This is a genomic window from Streptomyces sp. Root431 (assembly GCF_001426585.1).
GTDB lineage: Bacteria > Actinomycetota > Actinomycetes > Streptomycetales > Streptomycetaceae > Streptomyces > Streptomyces stackebrandtii.
Genome location: NZ_LMEI01000006.1, coordinates 523971 through 549739 on the forward strand (window position 1 = coordinate 523971; position 25769 = coordinate 549739).

Here is a 25769-nt window from a genome sequence, read left to right on the forward strand (position 1 = left end):
CGTCAGGACAGCAGCTCCCGGTAGAGCGCCCCGTACCGGGCGGCGAACCGCTCGGGGCCGAAGTGGTCCTCGACCAGCGCGCGTCCCCGCTCCGCGAGCACGTCCCAGGAGCGCGGCTGGTCGAGCAGCCACGCCAGCTGCTGCCCGGTGCGCCGCGCGTCGCCCGCGGGGGCGCGCAGCACCGCGTGCCCGAAGTCCGCGAACTGCGGCAGGTCGCTGAGGATCGCCGGCCGCCCCGTGGCCAGCGACCGGAGCACGGGGAGCGGGATGCCCGCCTTGCAGCCGAGCACCTCCGGGGGGAACAGCAGCACGTGGATCGAGGCGAGCAGGGCCCGCATGTCCTCGACGTGGCCCCGGACCTCGACGTCGGGGAGCCCCGCGGCGCCGGCCCGCTCCCGCAGCGCCTCGTTCAGCATGCCGGGATGCTGCCCGTGACGCGCGCGCATCACGAGCACCAGCCGGAACCTCGCCCCCTCGTGCCACGCCTCCGCGGCCGCGTCGATCGAGGCCTCCGCGCCGCCCCGCGGATCGTGGTGCCCGGCGAAGAGGACCACCGGATAGCCCTTCGGGCGCGGCAGGTACGGCCAGGCGTCCGGGTCGATCATGGGCGGGATGACCCGTACGTCCCCGTAGGCCGCGGCGCGGAGCCTGCGGGCCATCGACTCCGACAGGGCGACCGTCGTCCCCAGCGGCCTGCTGCGGGCCAGGAGCCGCGGTTCCGCGACCCCGGGCACGGTGTGGACCACCGGCCGCCCCCCGAGGAACAGCGGACGGAGCCACGAGTAGACGGGGAACGCGCGGCCGACGGAGAGGAAGGCGTGCACCAGGTCGACCCGGCGGGCGAGCACGGCCCCGGCGAGCGCGGCCTGCGCCCGCTGCGGGACGCCGTCCCGGGAAAGGAAGCGCACCGGGCGCCCGCGCCGCGGCGGATCCTGCCGGTGGCCGGGCCAGGGGGTGAACCAGACGAAGTCCATGTCGGGCAGGGCGTCGAGGACGTCGGACGCGAGCCGGACGTCCGAGCCCTCCGTCCCGTCCAGCGGGCTGCTGGTCAGGAGCAGGACACGGGGCCGCCCGGCAGGGCGTTCACGGCGGGCCATCACGCACCCCCGCCGCCGCCCGGTGAGCGGCGGCTCCCGACGGCGCCGGACGCACGGGTCAGCGGGTCGTCTGCCATGACGTCCCCCTCTTCCTCGGCCGCCGTGCGGGGGCGGGTGCGTCCAGGAGCCGGTGGACGAGCGCCAGGTAGCGGCCCGTCGTCTCATCCCACGCGTAGTGCCGGGCGGCGAGCGCGGAGCGCCGGCCCAGGCCGCGGCGGAGCGCCGCGTCCCCGGCCAGCTCGCCCATCCGCTCGCCGAAGGCCGCCACGTCGAACGGCGGGACGGCCACGTCGCCGCCGTCGCGCATCCAGCGCAGGGCGGGCAGGTCGAAGTGGAGGACGGGCTTGCCGTACGACATGCCTTCGAGGGCCATGAGCCCGAACGTCTCGTGGCGCGAGGGCACCACCAGGAACGCGCAGTCGCGCAGCAGCTGCCGCTTGCGATCGTCGTCGGCGCGGCCCACCCAGTGGATCCGGGGCTCGGGCCCCGGGGCGCGGGCGGCGACGAGCGCCGCGAGCCGGTGTTCCTCGGCCGGTGTGCCGCTGCCCGCGAGCAGCAGGTCCAGCGGGGGTGCGGCGCGGTCGTAGGCGTCGAGGAGCAGGTCGAGGCCCTTGGCCCAGGTGTCGATCCGCCCCAGGTAGAGGATGAACTGCCCCCTGCCGAGCCGGGACTCGTCGAGGACGCGCGGCTCCACGCCGTGGGCGATGACCTGGACGTCGGCGCGGGGGCTGAGTTGCCGGATCACCGCGCCGTCCGCCTGGCTCGTCGCCACGAGGTGCCGGTAGCGGCGCAGCCCGAACCGCTCGGTCAGGAAGAACGGCAGGTGGTGGGCGCGCCGCGGAGCCCCGGTGCCGCGGCCCTGGTCGATGCCGACGACGGGGGAGCGGGTCGCCAGGGGCACGAGACCGGTCGCGAACGGGGGAGCGAAGCTCTCCAGCCACAGGTCGTGCCGGATGCGCCGGGCCGCGAGCGGCAGCAGTGCCAGGAACGCCAGCTGTCCGGCGCGCGGTCCCGCCCGGCCCACGGGCAGCCGTACGTACCGGATGCCGTCGCGGTACTCGGTCCCGGCACGGCGGCCCGCCGTCACGACCGTCACGCGGAATTCCTCGGCGAGCCTGCGGGCCACCTTGCCGACGACCACGGCACCGGTCCCGCCCCGGCAGTCGGGGTCGTCGGCGTCGTCGTAGACGGAGACCACCACGTGCGGACGCCCGTCGGGCACGCCGTCCGGGATCCCCCCGTCTCCGTCCCCCGGGGCCGCGGCCTTCTCCCGTACGGCGTCGAGGACCAGCTCCAGGGCGGTGCCCGCGACGAGCGACGGAGCACGCGCGCCGTCGATCAGCGCCACCTGCGGCAGCCGTACGGACCAGGCCCGGTAGCGGGCCCACCAGGCGGCCGGCGGCCCGGCGCCGTCTCCCCGGCCGCGCCCGAGCGGCGTCTCGGTCCCGGTCTCCACGAGGAGCGTCAGACCGTACAGGCCGTCGATCCGGCGGAAGGCGCGCGCGACGGGCGACGAGACGGGCGGGTCGAACCGCGCCAGACCGTCCAGGGGGCCCCGGTCGGTCACGACCACGGCCTGCCTGCCGTCCGCCCGCGCGCTCGCCCTCATTCCGGCGGCCGCGATCCGCACCGCCAGCTCGGCGGCGTCGAGGAACGCGTGGGCACGGCGCGGCAGGGATCCCCGGAGCCCGGGATCCGAGGAGCGTCGTGCCCACCGCCTACCCGGTTCCCCCTCATCCCTCACCCATGGCGGAACCGGGAACCTGCGGCACAGGAAGCAGCCGTGGCACTGCGTGGTGACGACCGGGACGCCGCGCTCGCCGAGCAGGGTCGCCAGCCGGCGGACCAGCGCGGACCTGCCCGCGCCGTCCGGACCGGACACCGCGACGAGGAGGACACCGGGCGGGGTCGTCACGGGACCCGCCTCCTCCGCGTGCGGCAGGGATCCCGTCGCGGTGCTCCAGGGCGCGCGAGCCGGGGCACCGTGACGGGACGAGGGTGGTGTGGTTGCGGGCCATGGCGAACCGTCGGGCGGCCTTCCGGCGGTACGGGCCGGCGGGGGAGCGGTTCGCGGGTGCGCGGGATCGCCATCACGCCTCGCCTCCTCGGGGGAAGGCGCGGCGCGCGGATCGCGCGGTCGTGCGGGGGATCAGGGCGGGGAGCTTGCCACCGCGCTTGCCACTGCGCTCGCGGGAGGGCTCACCGCAGGAGGAGTGGTCTGGGGCGGATGGACCGTCGGACCCCGCTGGGCCGCCTGAGCCGCCGCGGTGCGGGGCGTGCGTCCTGACCGTACGAGCGCGTCGGCGGCGGGCGGCGCCCCGGGGCCTGCACGCCCTGTTGAGGGGTGCGGGCGCGGTGGCGCGGAGCCGGTCGGAGACCCGGCGGGCCGGGTGGGCGCCGGGGCGGTGCGGGGGGCGGCAGACCGGTCGGCGGCGGGCCTCGCTGAGGGGCCAGTCGGTCACCCGCCGCAGGGGGTGCGGAGCGGGTGCCGCCGGCACGCGGTTGATGTGGCGTGAGGTCACGACGAGCCTCTTCCGGCAACCGACCCTACCGAGGGTCTGCTAGGTCCTGAAATGGTGCTCTTTCCAGCCTTAGCCCTTGGGATGTGATTCGTCAACCGGAGGAGTGCGGGCAGCACCGGGGGTGCCGGGGGCTCCGGCGGCGTGCCGGAAGCGGCCGTGGGCGAACCGCGAGAGGGCGTTGTGCGGCCGCTCGTCGAGGAGCGTGCCGAGGATGCGGGCGCCGTCGCGGACCGTGCGGGGGTGCGAAGGGCCGTGGCGGCGCGGCAGTTCGCGGCTGGGCACCTCGGCGACCCGCAGCCCGTAGTGCAGGGCGTGCGTGACGAGCTCCGCGCCGAGCTCGACCCCGTCCTCGTGCAGGTCGAGCAGGTCGACGAAGCCCCGCCGGAACGCGCAGAATCCGTACCAGAGATCGGTGAGCTGCTGGCCGTACAGCCGGCGCGCGACGCGCAGCAGGGCCCGGTGGCCGAGGCGTCGCGCGAGCGGATAGTCGGCGACCTCGCCGCCCGCGATGAATCGGGAACCCTTGACGAAATCGAATCCGCTCTCCAGGTAATAAAGAAAATGCGGGATCTCGTCCGGCGACATGCTGCCGTCGGCGTCCATGAGCACGATCAGGTCCCCGGTGGCCGCGCGCAGTCCCGCGTGCGGAATGTCGCCCCGGGAGAAGTCCCAGACCCCGAGCGTCCGGACGGTCATGCCGTCCCGCACGGGCCCCGCGCCCGTCGGACCGCCGATCAGGACCACGTCCCGCACGACTTGCGGCACCTGGTCGAGGAGCAGGTCGAGCGCCTTTCCCGGGTCCTGCCCGTCGGGGCGGACCGTCAGGACGAGGCTTACGGTGCGCGTGCCGGAGCCCGGCGCCCGGTCGGTCGACCGGCGGAGGGGGTGCGCGTCACTGCTCATGGGCACGGCCTACGGCCTTCCGCGCGGCGAACCCGCGCATTTCAGAATCCTGCGTGGAAGGGCGACGCGTCAAGGAAAACGCAAGAATATGCGGCCGAACGCGAAAGAATGCCCTCGCGCTTTCTGCGCGGAAATCCTGGACGGCATAGAATCCGGTCATGGCAGGGCGAATTGAAGACTACGCCCTCGTCGGAGACCTGGAGACGGCAGCGCTCATCGGGACCGACGGGTCCGTCGACTGGTGGTGCGCACCGCGCTTCGACTCGCCGGCCTGTCTCGCGGCCCTCCTGGGCGACCCCGGCCACGGCCGGTGGCTCCTCGCCCCGGTCGGCGGCACCCGCTGCACGCGCAGGAGCTACCGGGGCGACACGCTCGTCCTCGACACGTACTGGGAATCCCTCACCGGAACCGTCCGGGTCACCGACTTCATGCCCCCGCGCTCCAATGGCCATCCCCTCGAAGGCGTGCCGAGGATCATCCGCGTCGTCGAGGGAATCTCCGGACGGGTCGCCATGCGGGGTGAGTTGAGGGTCCGCTTCCACCACGGCAGCATCGTGCCCTGGACCCGCGCGGTGGACCGGCGGACCGTCGCCTCCGTCGCCGGACCCGACGCCGCCTACCTGTCCTGCGGCCCCGGCGCCGACCCCGTCGTCACCCGGGACCGCACGACCTTCGAGTTCACCGTCCCCGCCGGGAGCCGCGTCGCCTTCGTCCTCGGCTGGCGCCCCTCGCACGTGCCCGTGCCTCCCACCGCCTCGCCCGCCGAGATCGACGCCACCCTCCTGCGCACCCTCGCCTACTGGAACGACTGGGCGGCCGGGCTCCGCTACGAAGGCCCGGCCCGGGAGGCCGTGCTCCGCTCCCTCCTCACCCTCAAGGCCCTCACCTACGCCCCCACCGGCGGCGTCGTCGCGGCCGCCACCGCCTCCCTCCCCGAGAGCATCGGCGGGGAGCGCAACTGGGACTACCGCTTCTGCTGGTTGCGCGACTCGACCTTCACCCTCTCCTGCCTGCTGCGCGGCGGATTCCGCCGGGAGGCCCGGGCCTGGACGGACTGGCTGCTCCGGGCCGTCGCCGGCGATCCCGCCGACCTCCAGCCGCTGTACGGGGTCGAGGGGCAGCGCAGGCTCCCCGAGACGCACGCCGACTGGCTTCCCGGCTACGAGAACTCACGCCCCGTCAGATTCGGCAACGCGGCCGTCGGCCAGTTCCAGCTCGACATCTACGGCGAGGTGCTCAACACCGTCTACTCGGCCGTCCGGGCCGGGATCGCCCTCGATCCGCCGGCCTGGGCCCTGGTGGCCGCGCTCCTGGAGTACCTGGGCACGCGCTGGCAGGAACCCGACGAGGGCATCTGGGAAGTCCGCGGCCCGCGCCGCCACTTCGTGCACTCCAAGGTCATGGCCTGGGTCGCCGCCGACCGCGCCGTCCGCCTCGCCCGCGTCGCCGGCCTGCGCGGCTCCGTACGCCGCTGGCAGGCCCTGCGCCGCGACATGCACGCGGAGATCTGCGCCCGCGGCTGGAGCGAGGAACAGCGGTCGTTCACGCAGTCCTACGGCAGCCCCGAGGTCGACGCCACCGCCCTGCTGATCCCCCGGCTCGGCTTCCTCCCCGCCGACGACCCCCGGGTCCTCGGCACCGTCGCGGCGATGGAACGGCTCGACGAGCACGGCTTCCTGCGCCGGTACGGCGACGTCCGGGACGGCGGGAGACACCACCTCGACGACCTGGGCGGCACCGAAGGGGCCTTCGTCGCGTGCACGTTCTGGTACGCCGACGCCCTGGCCGCGACCGGCCGCCAGGACGAGGCCCGGACCGTCTTCGAGCGTGTCCTCGCCATCCGCAACGACGTCGGGCTGCTGTCCGAGGAGTGGGACCCGGTGGCCCGCCGCCAGCTCGGCAACACACCGCAGGCGCTCAGCCACGTGGCCCTCGTGAACACGGCCTTCACGCTGTACGGAACCCGCCGCCATGACCGCACGACCCCCCGCCCCTTCGCCGTGGCCTGATCACGGCGCCCGGCGGGCTTCGGCGTGTCGTTCGGGTGCATCCAGCGGGCGGGCCCGCCGCGCGTGGGTTCGAATCGGGGCATGGCTTCCTACGACAGGCTCCGCGCCCGCGGCACCCCGAGGCCGCTGGAGACCGGTGACACCTGGTGGTACGCCGCCGTGGCCGGCGAGGCCGCCGGCTCCTTCAGCACCAGGGTCCGCACCCGGACCCGGCGTGCCTGCCTCGGGACCGTCCTCCTCCTGACGGTCGTCTACGCGGGCCTCGTGCTCACCGCGACCGGCCGCCGCTGGGGCGACGCCGCCCTCACCGGACGGCGCGCCGACACCGCCGCCGTCACCCTGCTCCGCGAGCACCCCTCGCTCGCCGGGCTCACCACGCTCTCCCTCGTCCTCGGCTGCGTCCTGCTGCTCGCCGTCGGCCTCCTGCGCAAGCGGTACGCGCTCACCGGCTTCGTCGCCGGCGCCCTCGTCACCTCCCTCGCGCTCACGGGACTCCTCCAGCGGTACGCGCCACGCCCCCGCGTCCTCGACACCGGCGGCGCCCTCCTCCAGAGCGGCTTCCCCAGCGTGCAGACCACTCTCGCGCTCGGCATCGCCTTCGGCCTCGCCCTCGTCGTCCCCTACCGCCAGCGGGGGCTCACCGTCCTCGCCGGCACCCTCTGGGCCGGAGCCGTCGGCGCCTACACCGTCGCGACGGGCGGCCACCGCCCCGGCGACCTCATGGCCGCCGCCCTCGTCGTCCTCGCCGTCTTCTGCGGTCTGGCCACGTTCCTCGCCCGCAAGGGCAAGCTCCGCCCCGCCCCCCGCGCCCCGCTCCCGCGCGCCCTCCTCGCGGCCGTCCCGCTCGCCGCCCTCGCCGCCGTGGGACTCGGCGCCGGCTTCTGGCTCCTCGGCGACACCCTCTCCCTGCCCGCCGCCGCCCCCTACGACCCGGCCGAGCTCCGGCTCGCGCACCGCTGCGGACAGGCCCTCGCCGCCGGCGTCACCGCCGCCGCCGGACTGCTCCTGCTCACCCTGCTCCGCCGCGTCGACGTGGACGGGGCCCCCGCCCCGTACCGCCTCGGCGGCCCCTTCGTGGAGGCCGCGGGAGCGCCGCACGACGGTGAGCTCGTGGGGCCCTTTACGGAGGACCGCGATCACGAGATATCTTGATGTCGAGCAATCTCGCATACGCAGACGTGGAGCTGGAGAACCCTGGTGACTGACTCGACCATCATCTACACCCACACTGACGAGGCGCCCGCCCTGGCGACGTACTCGTTCCTGCCCGTGATCCAGGCGTATGCCTCGCAGGCCGGCGTCACGGTCGAGACGCGGGACATCTCCCTCGCGGGCCGCATCATCGCCGTCTTCCCGGAGTACCTGGAAGAGGGCCAGCGCATCGCCGACGCCCTCGCCGAGCTCGGCGCGCTCGCCAAGACGCCCGGTGCCAACATCATCAAGCTGCCGAACGTCTCGGCGTCCATCCCGCAGCTGAAGGCCGCGATCGCCGAGCTCCAGGCGCAGGGCTACGCCCTCCCGGACTACCCGGACGACCCGCAGACGGACCAGGACAAGGACGTCCGCGCCCGCTACGACAAGATCAAGGGCTCGGCCGTCAACCCGGTCCTGCGCGAGGGCAACTCCGACCGTCGCGCCCCCGCCTCGGTCAAGAACTACGCCAAGGCCCACCCCCACCGCATGGGCGCCTGGACCCCCGAGTCGAAGACGAACGTCGCCACGATGAGCGACAACGACTTCGCCTCGACGGAGAAGTCCGCCGTCATCGCGCAGGACGACACCCTCCGCTTCGAGTTCACGGCCGCCGACGGCACCGTCTCCGAGCTCCGCGAGCCGCTGAAGGTCATCGCCGGCGAGGTCGTCGACGCCGCCGTCATGCGCGCCGCCGCGCTGCGCACCTTCCTCAGCGAGCAGGTCGCCCGCGCCAAGGCCGAGGGCGTGCTCTTCTCCGTGCACCTCAAGGCCACGATGATGAAGGTCTCCGACCCGATCGTCTTCGGTCACGTCGTCCGCGCCTTCTTCCCGGCGACCTTCGCCAAGTACGGCGAGGTCCTCGCCGGTGCCGGCCTCACCCCGAACGACGGCCTCGGCGGCGTCCTCAAGGGCCTGGAGTCCCTCCCGCACGGTCTCGGCGAGGAGATCAAGGCCTCCTTCGACGCCGAGCTCGCCGCGGGCCCCGCCCTGGCGATGGTCGACTCCGACAAGGGCATCACCAACCTGCACGTGCCGTCCGACGTCATCGTCGACGCCTCGATGCCGGCCATGATCCGCACCTCCGGCCACATGTGGGGCCCGGACGGCCAGGAGGCCGACACCCTCGCGGTCCTCCCGGACCACAGCTACTCGGGCGTCTACCAGGTCGTCCTCGACGACTGCCGCGCCCACGGCGCCTTCGACCCGTCGACCATGGGCTCCGTCCCGAACGTCGGCCTCATGGCGCAGAAGGCCGAGGAGTACGGCTCGCACGACAAGACCTTCGAGATCGCCGAGGCCGGCACCGTCCGCCTCGTCGACTCCGCGGGCAACGTCGTCCTGGAGCAGGAGGTCGCCGAGGGTGACCTCTTCCGCGCCTGCCAGACCAAGGACCTGCCCATCCAGGACTGGGTCAAGCTCGCCGTCACCCGCGCCCGCGCCACCGGCTCCCCGGCCGTCTTCTGGCTGGACGAGAACCGCGCCCACGACGCGCAGCTGATCGCCAAGGTCGAGCAGTACCTGCCGGAGCACGACACCGAGGGCCTGGACATCAGGATCCTGTCCCCGATCGAGGCCACCAAGTTCTCCCTGGAGCGCATCCGCCGCGGCGAGGACACCATCTCGGTCACCGGCAACGTCCTCCGCGACTACCTGACCGACCTCTTCCCCATCCTGGAGCTGGGCACCAGCGCCAAGATGCTGTCGGTCGTCCCGCTGATGGCGGGCGGCGGCCTCTTCGAGACCGGCGCCGGCGGCTCCGCCCCGAAGCACGTCCAGCAACTCGTCAAGGAGAACTACCTCCGCTGGGACAGCCTCGGCGAGTTCTTCGCCCTGGCCGCCAGCTTCGAGCACCTCGCGACGACCACGGGCAACGGCCGCGCCCAGGTCCTCGCCGACACGCTGGACCGCGCCACCGGCACCTTCCTCAACGAGGACAAGTCGCCGACCCGTCGCCTCGGCGGCATCGACAACCGCGGCAGCCACTTCTACCTCGGCCTCTACTGGGCCCAGGAGCTGGCCGCCCAGACCGAGGACGCGGAGCTGGCCAAGGCCTTCGCCCCGCTCGCCGAGACGCTGGCCGCCAACGAGCAGAAGATCGTCGACGAGCTCGTCGCCGTCCAGGGCTCCCCGGCCGAGATCGGTGGCTACTACCAGCCCGACCCGGCCAAGGCCGCGGCCGTGATGCGCCCGTCCGCCACCCTGAACGAGGCCCTCGCGTCCCTCGCCTGATCCGGCGCCGTCCGCCCCGGCGGACGACACGGACCGCTCCGGCGGCCGACAGGCACTGCCCCGGCCGGAAGGATTCCGGCCGGGGCGGTCCCGTCGGTGGCGCATCCGCCGTCCGGGTGTGAACCTGGATGGATGAGCTGGGCATCTTGGACGACCGCCGGTGTTTACACCGGGCGAGGTGGGGTGCTGACCGAAGAGGCCGGAGTCGTCACGGGCGATCTGACCGTGCACACGACCTGGACCGAACGCGAGGCACGCGTGGCCGTGCAGTACAGCGGCGCATCCGACTGGTTCACCATGTCGGGCAGTCCCGTTCCGTGTTCGACGGAGGAGGAGAGCCGCGATCTCCACGACGCGGTCGTGGAGGCCGTCCGGAGAGGGGACGGGGCCACGGTCCCGTCACTGCCCGGAGCGGTGCCGTAGTCGCGACGGCCCCGGCGGTCGCGACACCGACAGCAGAAAGTGTTATCCCTCCCGCTCCCAGGAGTCTCCGAAAGACGGGGGACTCGGACCACGGATGAGGGAGCAGACCCATGCACAGCGACGAGCGCCGCACCACCGCCCTGGTGGAGGCGGCCAGGGCCGGTGATGCACAGGCCAGGGACGAGCTGGTGCGCGCGTACCTGCCCCTCGTCCACAACGTCGTCGGCCGCGCCCTCGACGGCCACGCCGACACCGACGACATCGTCCAGGAGACGATGGTCCGCGCCCTCGACGGCCTCCCCGGCCTCCGCGATCCGGCCCGCTTCCGCTCCTGGATCGTCGCCATCGCCATGAACGGGATACGGCGACGCTGGCACGAGAAGCGGCGGGCGCCCCTGCCCGGCCTCGACCGGGCCGCCGACCTCGCCGACCCGGCCGGCGACTTCACCGAGCTCACCATCCTCCGCCTCCGCCTCTCCGGGCAGCGCCGCGACGTGGCCCGCGCCACCCGCTGGCTCGACGACGAGGACCGCGAACTCCTCTCCCTGTGGTGGCTGGAGGCCGCCGGGGAGCTGACCCGCGCCGAGCTCGCCGAGGGCCTCGACCTCTCCCCGCAGCACGCCGCCGTCCGGGTCCAGCGCATGAAGGAACGCCTGGAGACCGGCCGGGCCGTGGTCCGCGCCCTCGACGCCGAACCCCCCTGCCCCGGACTCGCCGACTCGCTCACCTCCTGGGACGGCCGCCCCTCGCCCCTCTGGCGCAAGCGGATCGCCCGCCACCTGCGCACCTGCGCCGCCTGTACGGGGCAGGCGACCGGCAGCCGCGGTCTCGCCCCCGTCGAGGGCCTGCTCGTCGGCATCGGCCTGGTCCCGCCGCTGGCGGCGGCGGCCGCCGCCCGGCACGGCGCGGAAACCCTCGCCGCCGAGCCCGTGGGCCGGTGGACGCCGATCCGGCGCGCCGGCCTCGTCGGAGCCGCGACCGTCGTCGTCCTCGGCGCGCTCGCCGTGCTCGTACCCCGGCAGGCGGAGGTACGGGTGGCACCCGACGTCCCCCGCGCCGCGCCCCCGGCACCCGCGACCCCGGCCACCACCCCGGCGCCCCGCCCCACCCGGGCCGCCACCGTCGCCGCCCCGGCCCGCACGACCCGTACCCCGGCACCCCGCCGCACGACGCCGCCCGCCCCCGTGCCCACCCCCGGGGAGCAGGTGACGGCGGAGGTCAACAGGCTGCGGGCGGCGAAGGGTTGCGCCCCGCTGCGGACCGACCCGCGACTGGTCGCGGCGGCCCGGGCGTACGCGCGCGACATGGTCGCGCGCGGCTACTACGCGCACAGCAGCCCGGAGGGCGACTTCGCGGACGCCCGGATCACCGCCGCCGGCTACGACTGGAGCGCCTGGGCCGAGAACCTGGCCCAGGGGGCGAAGGACCCGGAATCCGTCGTCGACGACTGGACCGACGGGTCGATGCACGAGGAGAACATGCTGGACTGCCGGTACCGGGACACCGGCGTGGCGTCGGCGCCCGGTCCCGGCGGCACGATCTGGGTGCAGAAGCTGGCGGCGCCCGCCTCCTGAACGCCGCCCGGCCGGGGGTCAGCCCTTGGCGCCGAAGTTCTGGACCCACCAGGGACCGTTGGCGGTGAGGGTCACCCCGACGCCGATGTCCTTGAAGGAGCAGTTGAGGATGTTCTCGCGGTGGCCGGGACTGTCCATCCAGTCCTCCATCGCCCGGGCCGGGGTCTTCGGCCCGCGGTGGATGTTCTCCCCCCACGTCGACCACGTGTACCCGGCGCCGGTCATCCGGTCGCCCGCGTCCCGGCCCTCCGGGCTGTCGTGCTCGTAGTAGTCGCGCGCGGCCATGTCGTCGGAGTGCCGCTGGGCGGCGGTCCGCAGATGGGTCTCCGCGCGGACGGGCCCGCAGCCGGCCTTCTCCCGCTCGGCGTTGGCGAGGGCGACGACCTGTTGGACGTACTCCGCGACCTTGGCGCCGGCGGCATCGGTCTCGGCACCCGCAGCGGCACCGCTGTCGACTCCGGCCGCGATGGCGGGCGCGGCGGCTGTGGCGGGTGCCGCGGCGGTCGGCGAACCGACGGCCGGGGCGGGGGAGGCCACGTACAACCCGGCGGCCACCGTCAGGACGGCGGCAGCCGCGCCCGCGGCGGTGACGGCGGCGCGGAAGCCCGGACGCCGAGGAGTGCCCCGCCGCGCCCAGCGGCCCTTCCGGTGCCGGCCGCCGGCCCGCACGGGGCGACCGAGCCGCACGAGGTGCTCCTCGCGATCCTCGCGTCGGACGTGTTCGCCGTCTTCGACGTGTTCAGGGTTCTCGGGGTGACCGGGGTGGTCGTGGTGCCGCATGGAGCTCCGCTCTCTCGCCTCGCCGAGGTCGCCGGACGGTCCGGCGCTGGGAGAGCCACCGGGGCGACGGCGGTAACCCTTTCCGCCCCCGGCCGCCCCGACACTCCTCGTCAACCCGACGCGTCAACCCACGGCAGAGCCTTTCAGCCCTGCGGGATCACCGCCACCGGGCACGGCGCGAGATGGAGCGCCGCGTGCGCCACGGAGCCGATGCGCGGACCGACGGCGCCGCGCCGGGCCCGCCGCCCGACCACCAGGAGCTGCGCGGCCCCCGAGCCGGAGAGCAGCACCTGCCCCGCGCTGCCCAGTTCGACGTGCTCCGTCACCGGCACCTCGGGGAACCGCTCCCGCCACGGAGCGAGCGCCTCGCGCAGTGCCTTCTCCTCGTACGGGACGAGTCCGCCGGCCTCGTCGGCGAGCCGCATCGACGCCGGGCTGTACGCGTAGAGGGGCGGCAGGTTCCAGGCGCGGACGGCCCGCACCGACGCCCCGCGTGCGGCGGCGGTCTCGAAGGCGAAGCCGAGCGCCGCGGCACTGTCCTCGGGGCTGCCGAGCTGCCCGACGAGGACGTCGCCGACCGGCGGCTCGGCGGGCTCGCCGTCGCGGGACCTGACGGCCACCACGGGACGGGTGGCGGCGGCGATGATCTGCTGCCCGTACGAGCCGAGCAGGAATCCGGCCACGGCGCCGTGGCCGCGCGAGCCGATGACGAGCATCTCCGCCCGCGACGCGGTGTCGAGGAGCGCGGCGACGGGTGTGTCGGGGAGTACTTCGGCCGTCAGGGTGAGGTCCGGGTGGCTCCGCGCGACCGTCGCCTCGGCCTCGCGCAGGACCTCGTCGGCGGCCCGCTCCTGGTCGGCCCGGTCCTGGACCAGGGGGAGGTCGAGGGGTTCCCAGCGCCACGCGTGGGCGAGCCGCAGCGGGAGCCCCCGGTGGAGGGCCTCGCGCGCGGCCCAGTCGGCCGCGGCGAGGCTCTCCGGGGAACCGTCCACTCCTGCGACGATCTCACGACTCATCGGGCTGCCTCCGTCGGTGGTGTGACGGGCCCGCCGGGCGGCCGGGCCCTCCTCCCCCCAGCTTGGGCCCATCGGCGGTCCGGCGAGAGGGACGGACGTCCCGACTTGCCGGACCGTCCGTCCCTTCTGCCGTGCCGTCAGGCCGGCAGGGTGAGCCGCGCGTGGGTGCCGTTGAGGTAGTGGTCGCCGATGTCGCGCAGCCGGTGGGAGGGCTGCGTGTGCGCGGTGAGCGCGCGGGCGTTGCGCCAGAAGCGGTCGAATCCCGGCCCGCCTGACTGGGCGTCGGCTCCTTCGGCGCCGTCGACGAGTTCGAGGACGCGGGTGGTGATGCGGACGGCGGCCCGGCCGGTGACCGTCTCGGCGGCGGAGACCAGGACGGCGATGTCGGCGCGCTCCTCGGGGCCCAGCGTCTCTCCGGCGAGCAGCCCGCGGGCCAGGGCGTCCGTCGCCCGCTCCACCACCGCCGAGGCGGCGTGCGCCGCCGTGGCCAGTTCGCCGTAGGCGAGGAGGAGATAGGGGTCGTCGCCCGTGCCGAGCGGATGCCCGCCGGCGGTGGTCGGCCTGCCGTCCGGCGAGGAGGCGGGGACGGGTCCCGCCTGCCCGGCGCGGCTGATGTCCCGGGCCTCGGCGAGCGCGCCCTCGGCGATGCCGAGCCCGACCTGGACGAGGAGCAGCCGCAGGGCGAGCGGGGCGAGTGTGGCGAAGGGGGTGACGGCGTGTTCGTCGTGGGGGAGCAGCCCGAGGACGTGCTCGGCCGGGACCGGGACGTGGTCGAAGGTGACGGTGCCCGCGCCGGAGAGCCGCTGCCCGACCCGGTCCGCACCGGCGTCGGTGAACACGCCGGGATGCGCCGGGTCCACGAGGACGATGAGCCAGTCGCCGGTCCCGCCGGGCCGGGCGCCGACGACCAGCCGGTCGGCCACGGTGACGCCGGAGGCGAACGCGCGGCGCCCGTCGAGGATCCAGCCGTTCGTGGTGGGCGTGAGCCGGAGGCCGGGGTCGGTCTCGGTGCGCGGCGGTTCGACGCCGCCGCCCAGCAGCCAGTGCTCCTCGGCGGTGCGCACGTCGAGGGCGGTGCCGGTGGCCGCGTCCTGCGGAGCCGGGCCGAAGAACCGGCTGCTCCAGGACAGGACGTAGTGGTGGGCGAGGAGTTCGCCGACCGAGCTGTCGGCGGCGGAGATCTCGCGTACGACGGCGGACGCGGCCCGCCAGTCCGCGCCCCGCCGGTTCGCCCCGGGCGCCGTGAGGAGGGCGGGCAGTCCGGCCTCCTGGAGCCGGGCGACCTCGTCGAAGGGGGCCTTTCCGGCCCGGTCCCGGGCGGGCGCGTCGACGGCGAGGTCGTCGGCGAGCTCGCGGGTGACGCGGGGCCAGATCTCGTCGTCCGCGGGCCGATCGGCCGGTGCCGGGACGATGCGTATCGCGGTTCTCCTGAGCGATTTCCTCGGCGTACTCACGTCACCTCACCCGATCCCTTGTATTCCCACTGGAACACTAGGGATAGTGGCAGAGGCAGTCGCCCGCCCCCAAGGGGCGTCCGAGTGGTGGACACGTGCGTCTTGGTCCGTGAGATTTTGTCACGTCGGCGCAGGTCGTGCGGAGTTGGCTCCGTCGAGAACCGGCCGGGTAGGCGATTTCCGGACACGCCCGGTCAGGGGTTGGTCCAGGCCTCCGGGTCGTCCGCGAGCGCGGTGATCCCCGCCGGCAGCTCGGCCGCCGCCACCTCCGCGAGCGAGACCCCGAGCACCTCGCGCACGCTCGCGCGAAGGGCGATCCACAGCGGGAGCAGCGACTCGGCGGGACCCGTGTACGCCAGGTCCGGCGGCCGCTCCCCGCGTACGGAGACCAGCGGCCCCTCCACGCAGCGGATGACGTCCGCGACCGAGATCGACTCGGCCGGCCTCGCCAGCCAGTACCCGCCGTTGCCGCCGCGCTGGCTCTGCACGAGCCCGCCCTTGCGCATGTCGCCGAGGATCCCCTCCAGGAACTTGTGCGAGATCCCCTGGACTTCGGCGATCGCCTCGGCCTTCAGCGGCCCCGCGTCGTGGGCGGCGGCGAGCTGGAGGGCGGCCCGTACCGCGTAGTCGGCCCTGGCTGAAATGCGCATGCGCGCATTATTCCGTACCGGCCCGGACGGATCCGGGCACCCCGGGGTGTCGGGAGCCGGCGCGTCCGCACCCTTGACGCCAGGGGTGACCGGTCGGAGACTCATGAAGGGGAAAAACCGAGTGAACGGGTAGGGAACCATGGGACGCACCGGCCGGCGGGACACCGCACACGCCGTGCCCCGCCTTCGCTCCGTGCCCCTCACGTCCCGCCGTCACATCGATCTGCTGCGGGTCTGCAGCGCCGCGAGTCGACGCTCGAGCCGGGGCCTCCACCGCGTCCGCTGAGCCCGCCCGCCCTGCCCACCCCTGTCCTCCCCACCCCGATCGGCGCCGCACCGGCGCACCGGCCGGGTCGGGACCGGCCGGGTCCGGGCACGGGCCCGGCTACGGGGCCGGACGCGCATCGCGCCGCCGTCCGCCCGTCTCCTCCTTCCCGTTCCTCTGCTGCCTCCGGGCCCTGCACGGCGGCCGACACCCGCGCCTCCCCGCGACCGTCGCCGCCGCGCACCGCCCCGACCCAGCACCGAGCACCCTCCAGGGAGAAGCATGTCCGTCGTCCCGTCCTCGCTCCTGCCCGCCTCCGCCGTGCCCGCCTTCCGCGGCCGGATCGGCCGCGACGTGCGCAGCGGCCACTACGCCGTACCGCACCGCTACCGCCTCCACCTGGCACCCTCCGGCCCCGGCTGTCTCAGGATCGCCCTCACCCACGGCCTCTTGGGCCTCGACGAGACGCTGCCGCTCACCGTGCTCCCCGCCACCCCCGACACGCCCGACGGCGGGTACGCCGCGCTCCGCCCGCTCTACGAGGCGAGCGCCCACCTCTACCGCGGACCGGCCGCCGCACCCGTCCTGAGCGACGGCTGGACCGGGCGGATCGTCAGCACGCACGTGCCCGACATCCTGCGGGACCTCGCCCTGCGCTTCCGCGGCGAGGGCCCCGACCTGCTGCCCGAGGAGCACCGGGGCGAGATCGAGGCCATCGCCGACCTGTGCGAGCGGAGCATCAACCGGGCCGCCCAGCGCGCCGGCGAACTCGGCCTCGACGGCGACGCAGCCCACCACGACCCGCTCACCGTCCTCTTCGCGGCGCTCGGCTCCCTGGAGCGGCGGCTCACCGACCGCCCGTACGTCCTCGGCGACCGCCCGACCGCCGCCGACGTCCAGGTCTGGGTCACCCTCGTCCAGCTCGACACCGTGCACCGCTGGCACCTGGACGCCGCCGCGATGGAGCGGGTCGCCGGACACCCCGCGCTCTGGGCGTACGCCCAGCGCCTCGCGGCCCGGCCCGAGTTCGCCCGGCACCTCGACATCGACGCGGTACTGCGCAGGCACCGCGCCCACTGTCGCGGCCACGAGGCGGCGGGCGCCGGGATCAGGATCGTCGACTGGTCCGGCGCCACGGGCTGACGGCATCGGCTGCCGCCGTCGCCGCGCCCTCCGTCGCGGTCAGCCGATGCGGTGGCCCGCCAGCGGAGCCGTAGCGTCGCCCGACCCCGCGCGGACCCCTCGCAGGAAGGCCTCCAGAGCCTCCAGCGAGGTCGACGAGGGCTCCCACCCCAGCTCCCGCCGGGCCCGCTCGGTGGCGAGCAGGGGCATCTGCAGCAACGCGTCGAAGAGCCCGGGGGAGGCAGGGGCGAGCCGCAGGCGCCAGGCCGCCGACAGCGCGCCGCGCACCGCACCGGCCGGGACCTTCACCGGCCGGGCGTGCAGCAGCCGGCCGAGGGCCGCGGCGTCCAGCACCGGTTCCGCGGCGAGGTTGAACGCGCCGCGGACGTCCCGGAGGAGCGCCCTCCGGTAGGCGTCCGCGGCGTCGTCGGTGTGCAGGACCTGGAAGCGGAGCCCCTCGAACTCCGGGAGCAGCGGCAGCAGTTCCGGCCGCATCAGCTGGCCGGGGAAGAACCGGCCCGCGAAGATCCGCCGCTGGCCGCTCGCCGACTCCTCCTTGAAGAGGAAGGCCGGGCGCATCCGCACCACCCGGGTCAGCGGATGGTCCCGCTCGAAGGTGTCGAGGACCCGTTCCAGATACGCCTTCTCCCGGGTGTACGCGGCGCCGGGCCAGCCGTGCGTCGGCCAGGCCTCGGACACCGGGGCCCCGCCCTTCGGGCCGGGGGAGTACGCCCCCACCGAGGAGGCGTGGACCAGCACCGGAACCCGCGCCGCCGCGACCGCGTCGAAGACCCGCACCGAGCCCAGGACGTTGGTCCGCCAGGTCTCCACCGGATCGTGCGTCGGCCCGAACCGCCAGGCCAGGTGGACGACCGCGTCCGCGTCCGCCACGTACTCCGCGAGCAGGGGCTCGTCCCCCTCCAGGGAGAGGTCGACCTCGGCCCACTCCACGCCCGGCAGCTCCAGGCCGGGCCTGCGCCGGGCGAGCCCGAGGACGGAGCCGACCTGCGGCTCGCGGGCCAGCGCCCGCACCAGGCTCGTACCGACGTTGCCGGTGGCGCCGGTGACGACCACCCGCTGCTGCGTGCTCGGGTTCATGTCTCCGACCCTCCGCCATGGGCGGGGGAAGCGCACTCCGGAAACCCCTTCCGTCACGGAGCGTGCCCGTGCGGGTCGCGAGTGTGGTCGACCGCCCTGAAAATGGAGCGACTCGGGAGCGAGAAGATCAGGAGGACGCGATGCTGTTGCCCGACACGAACACGGTCGACCGGCTGCTCCGGCACTACCGCACCCAGGAGCGGTCCGTGCTCGCCAGGCCGTGCGACCTGTCGGTGCGCCGGCGGTTCGAGGACACGGCGTACACCCTCTGCGTCCTGATGGGAGAACGGACCGCGCACGAGGCGGTCCGCGCGGCCGAGCGGTACGTCTCCCAAGGGCGGCCCACACCCCGGGAGCCCCTGGGAGGCCTGGCGGGGAGCTGACCGGAGACCCGTCAGGAATCGAGAAGCGCGGCCGTCGGGCGCCGGTTAGCGTGGCCGTCGTGGACATCGCGGTTTCCCGGACGCCGGAGCCGACCCGATGCGATGATCACGAAAATCACGAAGGTCACGATTCGGCCCGTCCGACGGAGGAGAAACGATGAGCCAGACCCCGAGGACGGGCAAGAAGCAGGCGGCCGCGCCGCACGCCGCCGACAGCCACGACACGATCCGGGTGCTCGGCGCGCGCGAGAACAACCTCAAGGACATCAGCATCGAGATCCCGAAGCGCCGGCTCACGGTCTTCACGGGCGTCTCCGGCTCGGGCAAGAGCTCCCTGGTGTTCGACACGATCGCCGCCGAGTCCCAGCGGCTGATCAACGAGACGTACAGCGCCTTCGTCCAGGGCTTCATGCCGACCCTCGCGCGGCCCGAGGTCGACGTCCTCGAAGGCCTGACGACCGCGATCATCGTCGACCAGCAGCGGATGGGCGCCGACCCCCGCTCCACCGTCGGCACCGCCACCGACGCCAACGCGATGCTGCGCATCCTCTTCAGCCGCCTCGGCAAGCCCCACATCGGCCCGCCCAGCGCCTACGCCTTCAACGTCCCGTCGGTCCGCGCGAGCGGAGCGATCACCGTCGAGCGCGGGAACAAGAAGGCCGTCCGGGCGACCTTCGAACGCACCGGCGGCATGTGTCCGCGCTGCGAGGGCCGGGGCTCCGTCTCCGACATCGACCGCACCCAGCTCTACGACGACACCAAGTCGCTCGACGAGGGCGCGCTCACGATCCCCGGCTACACCCCGGGCGGCTGGAACTACCGCCTCTACAGCGAGTCGGGCCTCGTCGACCCGGCCAAGCCGATCCGCAAGTACACGAAGAAGGAACTGGAGGCCTTCCTCCACCACGAGCCGACCCGCATGAAGATCGCGGGCATCAACATGACCTACGAGGGGCTGATCCCCCGGATCCAGAAGTCCTTCCTGGCCAAGGACAAGGAGGGCATGCAGCCGCACATCCGGGCCTTCGTCGACCGGGCGGTCACCTTCACCACGTGCCCCGACTGCGAGGGCACGCGCCTGAGCGAGGGGGCCCGCGCGTCGAAGATCAAGAAGGTCAGCATCGCCGACGCCTGCGCCATGCAGATCAGCGACCTGGCCGAGTGGGTCCGCGGACTCGACGAACCGTCGGTCGCGCCGCTGCTCACCGCCCTCCGGGACACCCTCGACTCGTTCGTGGAGATCGGCCTCGGCTACCTCTCGCTCGACCGGCCCGCGGGCACGCTGTCCGGCGGCGAGGCGCAGCGCGTCAAGATGATCCGCCACCTCGGCTCCTCGCTGACCGACGTCACGTACGTCTTCGACGAGCCGACCATCGGCCTGCACCCCCACGACATCCAGCGGATGAACGACCTGCTGCTCCGCCTGCGCGACAAGGGCAACACGGTGCTGGTCGTGGAGCACAAGCCGGAGACGATCGCGATCGCCGACCACGTCGTCGACCTCGGCCCCGGCGCGGGTACGGGAGGCGGCACCGTCTGCTTCGAGGGCACCGTCGAGGGGCTGCGGGCCGGGGACACCATCACCGGCCGGCACTTCGACGACCGGTCCTCCGTCAAGGAGACGGTGCGGACGCCCACCGGCACGCTGGAGATCCGCGGGGCGTCCACGCACAACCTCCGCGACGTCGACGTCGACATCCCGCTCGGCGTCCTCGCGGTCGTCACCGGCGTCGCCGGCTCCGGCAAGAGCTCGCTCGTGCACGGCTCGATCCCGCACGGCGAGGACGTCGTCTCCGTCGACCAGGGCGCCATCCGCGGCTCGCGCCGCAGCAACCCCGCGACGTACACGGGGCTGCTCGAACCGATCCGCAAGGCGTTCGCCAAGGCCAACGGCGTCAAGCCGGCGCTGTTCAGCGCCAACTCCGAGGGCGCCTGCCCGACCTGCAACGGCGCGGGCGTCATCTACACCGACCTCGCCATGATGGCCGGGGTCGCCACCACCTGCGAGGACTGCGAGGGCAGGCGTTTCCAGGCCTCGGTCCTGGAGTACCACCTCGGCGGCAAGGACATCAGCGAGGTGCTCGCGATGTCGGTGACCGAGGCCGAGGAGTTCTTCGGCGACGGCGAGGCCCGCACGCCGGCCGCGCACAAGATCCTCGAACGGCTCGCGGACGTCGGCCTCGGCTACCTCAGCCTCGGGCAGCCGCTGACGACCCTGTCCGGCGGCGAGCGCCAGCGGCTCAAGCTGGCCACGCACATGGGCGACAAGGGCGGGATCTACGTCCTCGACGAGCCGACCACCGGCCTGCACCTCGCCGACGTCGAGCAGCTCCTCGGTCTGCTCGACCGCCTCGTCGACTCCGGCAAGTCGGTCATCGTCGTCGAGCACCACCAGGCGGTCATGGCCCACGCCGACTGGATCATCGACCTCGGCCCCGGCGCCGGTCACGACGGCGGCACCATCGTCTTCGAGGGCACGCCCGCGAAGCTCGTCGCCGACCGCGCCACCCTCACCGGCGAGCACCTCGCGGCCTACGTGGGCGCCTGACCGGACGTCCCCTCAGGGCTGCCGGGGAGCGGCGGGAAAAGGGCCCGGGGCACGTCGACGCACGTGTCCCGGGAGGTGGGTCCCCCGAAGCGCAGCCGGTCGTACTCGGTGAAGGCCGGTTCGAGGGCGTCGAGTTCGTCCACGCGCGCGTGGAGGGCGGTGCGCCACTCCGGCGAGGGGTCGGGCCCGGCCGCGGCGAGAGCGGCGGCGATCCCCGCCGTGAGCTCGCTCTTCCTGCGGATCGTCGCCGGGGTGACGGTGTGCAGGCAGACGTACTGACCGCTCAGATACGCCTCCCACTCCGCCGCGCCCTCGGCCGGGTCCTCCCAGTGCGCGGTGAACCAGGCGGCCAGCCGCCCCGGCCCGCCCGCCTCCGCGACGAGCCGGAACAGATCGCGCGGCACCATCTGGGCGCCGTCCGAGCGGAGATAGCCGGGCAGCGGCAGAAGCCCGTCGAGCATCAGCCGGCGGACCTCGTCCGCGTCCCGGCCCTCGGCCTCGCACAGCGTCTCCAGCGGGACGAACTGGCCGGTGACGTACGCGTCGTCCGCGGCCGCCATGGGATGGTCGCCGTTCACCTCGCGGAACCGCTCGGAGATCCGCCGCACCAGCGTCCGGTCCGTCGTCATCGCGCCACTCCCAGGGGAAAGCCGCCCGGGTCCCTCCCGGCGGCGTTCCCGCAGGCTATGAGCCGGACCGTGCGGCGCCCACCGAACCGTCGCCGACACGACCGTCCGATGTCTCCAGTGGCGCCGCACGACCGGCGGTCCTCGTCCCTCCGGGAGGCTCAGGCCCGGTGGGCCGCCTTGCGTCGCCAGCCCCAGAGCGCGAGCGCCGCCGCGCAGGCCGAGCCCACCAGGGTCAGCGGAAACCCGGCCGACGGACCCGACGGCTCGCCGTCGCCCGGGGAGTCCCGGTGGGGCGCGGCCACCGCCTCCGCCCCGGCGCGCGGAGCACCACCCGCAGCGACGGACACGGTCTCGTCCCCACGGCCGCCGTCACGCTTCGCCGCCACGGCCCGGTTGCCCGCCTCGGCCTCGGACTTCGTCGGGCCCGGCAGCAGCGAGCCCACCGGCTGCACCCGCCCCGCGGCCTCGAAGCCCCAGTCGAGCAGTTCCCGTGCCTCCTCGTAGACGGCGAGCCCGCCGCCGCCCTGCGGGTTCATCACCGAGACGACCAGGGTCCGGTCGCCCCGGCGCGCGGCGGAGATCAGCGTGTTGCCCGCGTTGCTCGTGTAGCCGTTCTTGATCCCGAGGAGCCCCGGGTAGCGGGCCACCCCGTCCGCGCCGGTGAGGAGACGGTTGGTGTTGGCGATGCCGTACGACCAGGAACCCGCGGGGAAGTCCGCGTACGGAGTGGAGCAGTACCGCACGAAGGCGGGATCCTGGAGCCCGGCCCGCCCGAAGACCGCGAGGTCGTACGCCGAGGACACCTGGTCGGGCGCGTCGTAGCCGTCGGGGGAGACCACGTGGGTGTCGCGGGCGCCCAGGGAGCGGGCCTTCTCCTGCATCTTCCGGGACATCGCGTCCCAGCCGCCGTTCATCGCGGCGAGGACGTGCACGGCGTCGTTCCCCGAGCTGAGGAAGACGCCGTTCCACAGGTCCGAGACCTTGTACGTGTACCCCTCCTTGATCCCGACGAGGCTGCTGCCCGCCCCGATCCCGGTCAGCTCGGAATCGGCCACGGTGTGCTGCTCGGACGGGTCGTTGTGGGGGAGCGCGGTGAGCGCGAAGAGCGCCTTGAGGGTGCTGGCCGGCGGCAGCTTCCGGTGGGCGTTCCGCGCGGCGAGGACCTCGCCCGACGACGCGTCCGCCACCACCCAGGAGAGCGCGGAGACCTCCGGTACGGAGGGAGCGCCCGACAGCTTCTGCACCTGCGTGCCCCGCCGGTCGAGACGCGCCCGGTCGACGAAGCGGGGCGCGGGCGGTGTCGGCTCCTCCACGGAGGAACCGGAGGCGACGGAGCCGGAGGTGAGGGAGCCGGGGGAGAAGGGAGGTGCGGGGGAGGCCGTGGCCGCCGGAGCGGACAGCACGAACAGCAGCGCCGCGGTACCGGCGGCAGCATGACGGACAGCTGACGTGACGATCATTCAGCCACCGTAGGAAGGAGGTGCGCCCCGCGCAGATCGAAGTGCGCCGACCGGCGTAGAGGTTCCGGCGTACGGCCGCACGACGTGCGCCCGCCCGGGGGAGGAAGGGACCGCACGGCCACCCGCATCCGCTGTCGGTTCCACAGGGCATGCTGGTGACGTGCCCTCACACCCGAACCAGAACAACGCCGTTCCGGCCGGCAGCGCCATGCCGGCCGGCAGCGCCGCTCCGACGGACAGCACCGACGTCCCACCCGTCGCCGCCCCGCCCGCCGCCGCGCCGCCCGTCAAGGCCCCGCCCGCCGGGGCTTCCCCCGCCGGTGCGGCCACCCGGCCGGTGCCCGGTCCCGCGCGGCCCCCGGGAAGCGCGGCCGGCGGGTCCTTCGGCGGTCCTTTCGGCGCGCCCGCGTTCCGGACCGAGCGGCAGCCCCGTACCGCGCCCGCCGGGCACATGATCGTCTGCGGGGACGACGCCCTCGCCCACCGCCTCGCGGGCGAGCTGCACGGGGTGTACGGGGAGCGGGTCACCCTCCTCGTACCGGTACGGCCCGACGCCCCGAGCACTCCCATCGCCCGCACGGGCAGGGCCCTCGCCCTCTTCGGACGCGTCACCGCCGCCGTCACCCGCACCACCACCGCCACCGCGCCAGCCGGTGGCGACGGAGACAGGGACGGCGGCGAGCCGACCGGCACGCTGCGGGTCGTCGAGGCCGCGGAGGCCGACGACCGGGCCCTGGTGGACGCCGGAGTCGAGCGCGCCGCCGCGCTCGCGCTCGTCCACGAGGACGACGAGACCAACATCCGGGCCGCGCTCACCGCCCGCCGCCTCAATCCCCGGCTGCGCCTGGTCATCCGGCTCTACAACCGCAAGCTCGGCCAGCACCTCGAAACCCTCCTCGACCAGGCCGCCGCCGTCGCCGAACCGGGCCTCGACCCCGAGAAGCTCGACGCCGCCACCACCGTCCTCTCCGACGTCGACACCGCGGCCCCGGGGCTCGCCGCCGCGGCCGTGGCGGGCACCACCAAGGTCGTCCAGGCGGGCGGACTCCTGCTCCAGGCCCTGGAACGGACACCGCCCGCGGGCGAGGCACCCGACCCCGGCCGGTGCACCCTCGCGCTGCTGTCCGCCACGGCCCGCGACCCGGCGGGCTGCGAGGGCTCCGAGCGCAGCGGCGACGAGGGCCCGCGGCTGCTGCCGGACGACCGAACGGTGGCCGCCGCCACCGGCCGGGCCGCCATCACCCTCGAAGCGGTCACCCCGGCCGCCCCGAGCTCCCCGTCCGGCCGCTTCGGCGGCTCCGGGCTGCCCGTCGCCTCGCTCTTCTCGCGCCGCCTGCGCTGGTCCCTCGGCGGAGCGGCCGGCGCCGTCCTCGCCCTGGCCCTCGCCTCCACCTTCACGACCGGCGACCACCCCCTGCACGCCGCCTATCTGACGCTCCTCGACGTCTTCGCCATCGGCGACCCGGCCGTCGGCGAGCCGACCGGCCGTCAGGTCCTGCAGATCCTCGCCGGGTTCGTCGGACTGCTCCTGCTGCCCGTGATCGTCGCCGCCCTCCTCGAAGGCCTCGGGACCTTCCGCACGGCGACCACGCTGCGCCGCCCGCCGCGCGGACTCTCCGGCCACGTCGTCCTCCTCGGCCTCGGCAAGGTCGGCACCCGGGTCCTCGCCCGGCTCCGCCGGATGGACATCCCCGTCGTCTGCGTCGAGTCCGACCCGGAGGCCCGCGGCATCGCCGTCGCCCGGCGGCTGCGCGTCCCCACCGTCATCGGCGACGTCACCGAGGAAGGCGTCCTGGAGGCCGCCCGCATCCACCGCGCCCACGCCCTCCTCGCCCTGACCAGCGTCGACATCACCAACCTGGAGGCGGCGCTCTCCGCCCGCTCCGTCAGCCCCGAGCTGCGGGTCGTGCTCCGTCTGTACGACGACGACTTCGCCACCGCCGTCTACCGCACCCTGCGCACCGCCCACCCCGAGGCGCGCACCCGCAGCCGCAGCGTCTCCCACCTCGCCGCGCCCGCCTTCGCCGGGGCCATGATGGGCCGCCAGATCCTCGGCGCCGTACCCGTCGAGCGCCGGGTCCTGCTCTTCGCCGCCGTCGACGTCGCGGACCACCCGCTCCTGGAGCACCGCACGGTCGCCGAGGCCTTCACGCCCGGAGCCTGGCGGGTGGTCGCCCTCGACCGGGCCGCCCCCGCGTACGGCGTCCCGTACGGCACCGGGGCCGCGGCCCGCGGCCAGGACTGGCGCCTCGCCCCGGACCGGGTCCTCGGCCCGGCCGACCGGGTGATCGTGGCCGCGACCCGCAGGGGGCTCGCCGAACTCCTCGGCCGCGGCGCCGCGACGGGCCGCGGTACGGCCGCTGCCGCACCGGACAACTCCGTACAGGCGGAGCGGGGTTGACCGTAGGATCTG

At 74.5% G+C, this 25769-nt stretch carries 19 protein-coding genes; 9 read left to right on the forward strand and 10 right to left on the reverse strand.

Annotated elements, in window-relative coordinates:
- Window positions 1-2: 2 nt before the first annotated feature.
- From ASC82_RS06730 to ASC82_RS06740, 3 genes are all read right to left on the reverse strand, one after another.
- The gene (locus ASC82_RS06730; protein WP_056642934.1) at window positions 3-1097 is read right to left on the reverse strand and encodes a glycosyltransferase family 4 protein; all 1095 of its coding nucleotides are present in this window, start codon (window positions 1095-1097) and stop codon (window positions 3-5) included.
- A 58-nt stretch (window positions 1098-1155) separates the two neighbouring features.
- Window positions 1156-3012, reverse strand: coding sequence for a glycosyltransferase (locus tag ASC82_RS06735; RefSeq protein ID WP_056642936.1), 1857 nt, complete (start codon window positions 3010-3012; stop codon window positions 1156-1158).
- A gap of 676 nt (window positions 3013-3688) precedes the next feature.
- Window positions 3689-4522 carry a glycosyltransferase family 2 protein gene (locus tag ASC82_RS06740; RefSeq protein WP_079039099.1) on the reverse strand — a complete coding sequence of 278 codons (834 nt, stop codon included), beginning with the start codon at window positions 4520-4522 and terminating at the stop codon, window positions 3689-3691.
- 158 nt (window positions 4523-4680) lie between these two features.
- Here ASC82_RS06740 and ASC82_RS06745 point away from each other — a divergent pair, with 158 nt between their 5' ends.
- The 5 genes from ASC82_RS06745 (at window position 4681) to ASC82_RS06765 (ending at window position 11951) form a co-directional block, all read left to right on the forward strand.
- A complete protein-coding gene (locus tag ASC82_RS06745; RefSeq protein WP_056642939.1) occupies window positions 4681-6531 on the forward strand; it encodes a glycoside hydrolase family 15 protein in 1851 nt (616 codons plus the stop codon).
- A gap of 81 nt (window positions 6532-6612) precedes the next feature.
- A complete protein-coding gene (locus ASC82_RS06750) occupies window positions 6613-7683 on the forward strand; it encodes a phosphatase PAP2 family protein (RefSeq protein ID WP_056642942.1) in 1071 nt (356 codons plus the stop codon).
- Window positions 7684-7728: 45 nt separating this feature from the next.
- A complete protein-coding gene (locus ASC82_RS06755) occupies window positions 7729-9954 on the forward strand; it encodes an NADP-dependent isocitrate dehydrogenase (RefSeq protein ID WP_056642944.1) in 2226 nt (741 codons plus the stop codon).
- Window positions 9955-10086: 132 nt separating this feature from the next.
- On the forward strand, window positions 10087-10377 hold the full coding sequence (locus ASC82_RS06760; RefSeq protein ID WP_056642947.1) for a hypothetical protein: 291 nt from the start codon (window positions 10087-10089) through the stop codon (window positions 10375-10377).
- Window positions 10378-10487: 110 nt separating this feature from the next.
- A complete protein-coding gene (locus tag ASC82_RS06765) occupies window positions 10488-11951 on the forward strand; it encodes a sigma-70 family RNA polymerase sigma factor (RefSeq protein ID WP_056642950.1) in 1464 nt (487 codons plus the stop codon).
- Window positions 11952-11969: 18 nt separating this feature from the next.
- Here ASC82_RS06765 and ASC82_RS31445 read toward each other — a convergent pair whose 3' ends face one another.
- The 4 genes from ASC82_RS31445 to ASC82_RS06785 form a co-directional block, all read right to left on the reverse strand.
- Window positions 11970-12638, reverse strand: coding sequence for a CAP domain-containing protein (locus tag ASC82_RS31445; RefSeq protein ID WP_347336072.1), 669 nt, complete (start codon window positions 12636-12638; stop codon window positions 11970-11972).
- Between the two features lie 236 nt (window positions 12639-12874).
- Entirely contained in the window at window positions 12875-13747 is an 873-nt protein-coding gene (locus ASC82_RS06775; protein ID WP_056642956.1) for a universal stress protein, read from the reverse strand.
- Window positions 13748-13884: 137 nt separating this feature from the next.
- Window positions 13885-15201, reverse strand: coding sequence for an acyl-CoA dehydrogenase (locus tag ASC82_RS06780; RefSeq protein WP_056642960.1), 1317 nt, complete (start codon window positions 15199-15201; stop codon window positions 13885-13887).
- Window positions 15202-15395: 194 nt separating this feature from the next.
- Window positions 15396-15851: an Rrf2 family transcriptional regulator gene (locus ASC82_RS06785; RefSeq protein ID WP_056642962.1), complete on the reverse strand. Its 456-nt coding sequence runs from the start codon at window positions 15849-15851 to the stop codon at window positions 15396-15398.
- Between the two features lie 547 nt (window positions 15852-16398).
- Between ASC82_RS06785 and ASC82_RS06790 the strand changes: the two genes are divergently transcribed.
- Window positions 16399-17259, forward strand: coding sequence for a glutathione S-transferase C-terminal domain-containing protein (locus ASC82_RS06790; protein ID WP_056642964.1), 861 nt, complete (start codon window positions 16399-16401; stop codon window positions 17257-17259).
- A gap of 39 nt (window positions 17260-17298) precedes the next feature.
- On the opposite strand, the gene ASC82_RS06795 is transcribed toward ASC82_RS06790, so the two are convergent.
- Window positions 17299-18336 carry an NAD-dependent epimerase/dehydratase family protein gene (locus ASC82_RS06795; RefSeq protein WP_056642967.1) on the reverse strand — a complete coding sequence of 346 codons (1038 nt, stop codon included), beginning with the start codon at window positions 18334-18336 and terminating at the stop codon, window positions 17299-17301.
- Window positions 18337-18476: 140 nt separating this feature from the next.
- Here ASC82_RS06795 and ASC82_RS06800 point away from each other — a divergent pair, with 140 nt between their 5' ends.
- Both ASC82_RS06800 and ASC82_RS06805 read left to right on the forward strand, forming a co-directional pair.
- The gene (locus ASC82_RS06800; RefSeq protein WP_056642971.1) at window positions 18477-18719 is read left to right on the forward strand and encodes a DUF5133 domain-containing protein; all 243 of its coding nucleotides are present in this window, start codon (window positions 18477-18479) and stop codon (window positions 18717-18719) included.
- Between the two features lie 157 nt (window positions 18720-18876).
- On the forward strand, window positions 18877-21267 hold the full coding sequence (locus ASC82_RS06805; protein WP_056642973.1) for an excinuclease ABC subunit UvrA: 2391 nt from the start codon (window positions 18877-18879) through the stop codon (window positions 21265-21267).
- Here the strand turns inward: ASC82_RS06805 and ASC82_RS06810 are convergent.
- Both ASC82_RS06810 and ASC82_RS06815 read right to left on the reverse strand, forming a co-directional pair.
- Window positions 21252-21896 carry a DUF6058 family natural product biosynthesis protein gene (locus ASC82_RS06810; protein ID WP_056642977.1) on the reverse strand — a complete coding sequence of 215 codons (645 nt, stop codon included), beginning with the start codon at window positions 21894-21896 and terminating at the stop codon, window positions 21252-21254. The genes ASC82_RS06805 and ASC82_RS06810 overlap by 16 nt on opposite strands.
- A gap of 158 nt (window positions 21897-22054) precedes the next feature.
- A complete protein-coding gene (locus ASC82_RS06815; RefSeq protein ID WP_056642980.1) occupies window positions 22055-23356 on the reverse strand; it encodes a serine hydrolase in 1302 nt (433 codons plus the stop codon).
- Window positions 23357-23807: 451 nt separating this feature from the next.
- On the opposite strand from ASC82_RS06815, the gene ASC82_RS06820 reads away from it, so the two are divergent.
- On the forward strand, window positions 23808-25757 hold the full coding sequence (locus tag ASC82_RS06820) for an NAD(P)-binding protein (RefSeq protein ID WP_056643420.1): 1950 nt from the start codon (window positions 23808-23810) through the stop codon (window positions 25755-25757).
- Window positions 25758-25769 lie beyond the last annotated feature (12 nt).

What these genes read in the sequence shown, in the direction of transcription:
- ASC82_RS06730 (WP_056642934.1), bottom strand. Translation starts at nt 1,097, where the DNA reads ATGGCCCGCCGTGAACGCCCTGCCGGGCGGCCCCGTGTCCTGCTCCTG.
- ASC82_RS06740 (WP_079039099.1), bottom strand. Translation starts at nt 4,522, where the DNA reads ATGAGCAGTGACGCGCACCCCCTCCGCCGGTCGACCGACCGGGCGCCG.
- ASC82_RS06745 (WP_056642939.1), top strand. Translation starts at nt 4,681, where the DNA reads ATGGCAGGGCGAATTGAAGACTACGCCCTCGTCGGAGACCTGGAGACG.
- ASC82_RS06750 (WP_056642942.1), top strand. Translation starts at nt 6,613, where the DNA reads ATGGCTTCCTACGACAGGCTCCGCGCCCGCGGCACCCCGAGGCCGCTG.
- ASC82_RS06760 (WP_056642947.1), top strand. Translation starts at nt 10,087, where the DNA reads ATGAGCTGGGCATCTTGGACGACCGCCGGTGTTTACACCGGGCGAGGT.
- ASC82_RS06765 (WP_056642950.1), top strand. Translation starts at nt 10,488, where the DNA reads ATGCACAGCGACGAGCGCCGCACCACCGCCCTGGTGGAGGCGGCCAGG.
- ASC82_RS06775 (WP_056642956.1), bottom strand. Translation starts at nt 13,747, where the DNA reads ATGAGTCGTGAGATCGTCGCAGGAGTGGACGGTTCCCCGGAGAGCCTC.
- ASC82_RS06785 (WP_056642962.1), bottom strand. Translation starts at nt 15,851, where the DNA reads ATGCGCATTTCAGCCAGGGCCGACTACGCGGTACGGGCCGCCCTCCAG.
- ASC82_RS06790 (WP_056642964.1), top strand. Translation starts at nt 16,399, where the DNA reads ATGTCCGTCGTCCCGTCCTCGCTCCTGCCCGCCTCCGCCGTGCCCGCC.
- ASC82_RS06795 (WP_056642967.1), bottom strand. Translation starts at nt 18,336, where the DNA reads ATGAACCCGAGCACGCAGCAGCGGGTGGTCGTCACCGGCGCCACCGGC.
- ASC82_RS06800 (WP_056642971.1), top strand. Translation starts at nt 18,477, where the DNA reads ATGCTGTTGCCCGACACGAACACGGTCGACCGGCTGCTCCGGCACTAC.
- ASC82_RS06805 (WP_056642973.1), top strand. Translation starts at nt 18,877, where the DNA reads ATGAGCCAGACCCCGAGGACGGGCAAGAAGCAGGCGGCCGCGCCGCAC.
- ASC82_RS06810 (WP_056642977.1), bottom strand. Translation starts at nt 21,896, where the DNA reads ATGACGACGGACCGGACGCTGGTGCGGCGGATCTCCGAGCGGTTCCGC.
- ASC82_RS06815 (WP_056642980.1), bottom strand. Translation starts at nt 23,356, where the DNA reads ATGATCGTCACGTCAGCTGTCCGTCATGCTGCCGCCGGTACCGCGGCG.
- ASC82_RS06820 (WP_056643420.1), top strand. Translation starts at nt 23,808, where the DNA reads ATGATCGTCTGCGGGGACGACGCCCTCGCCCACCGCCTCGCGGGCGAG.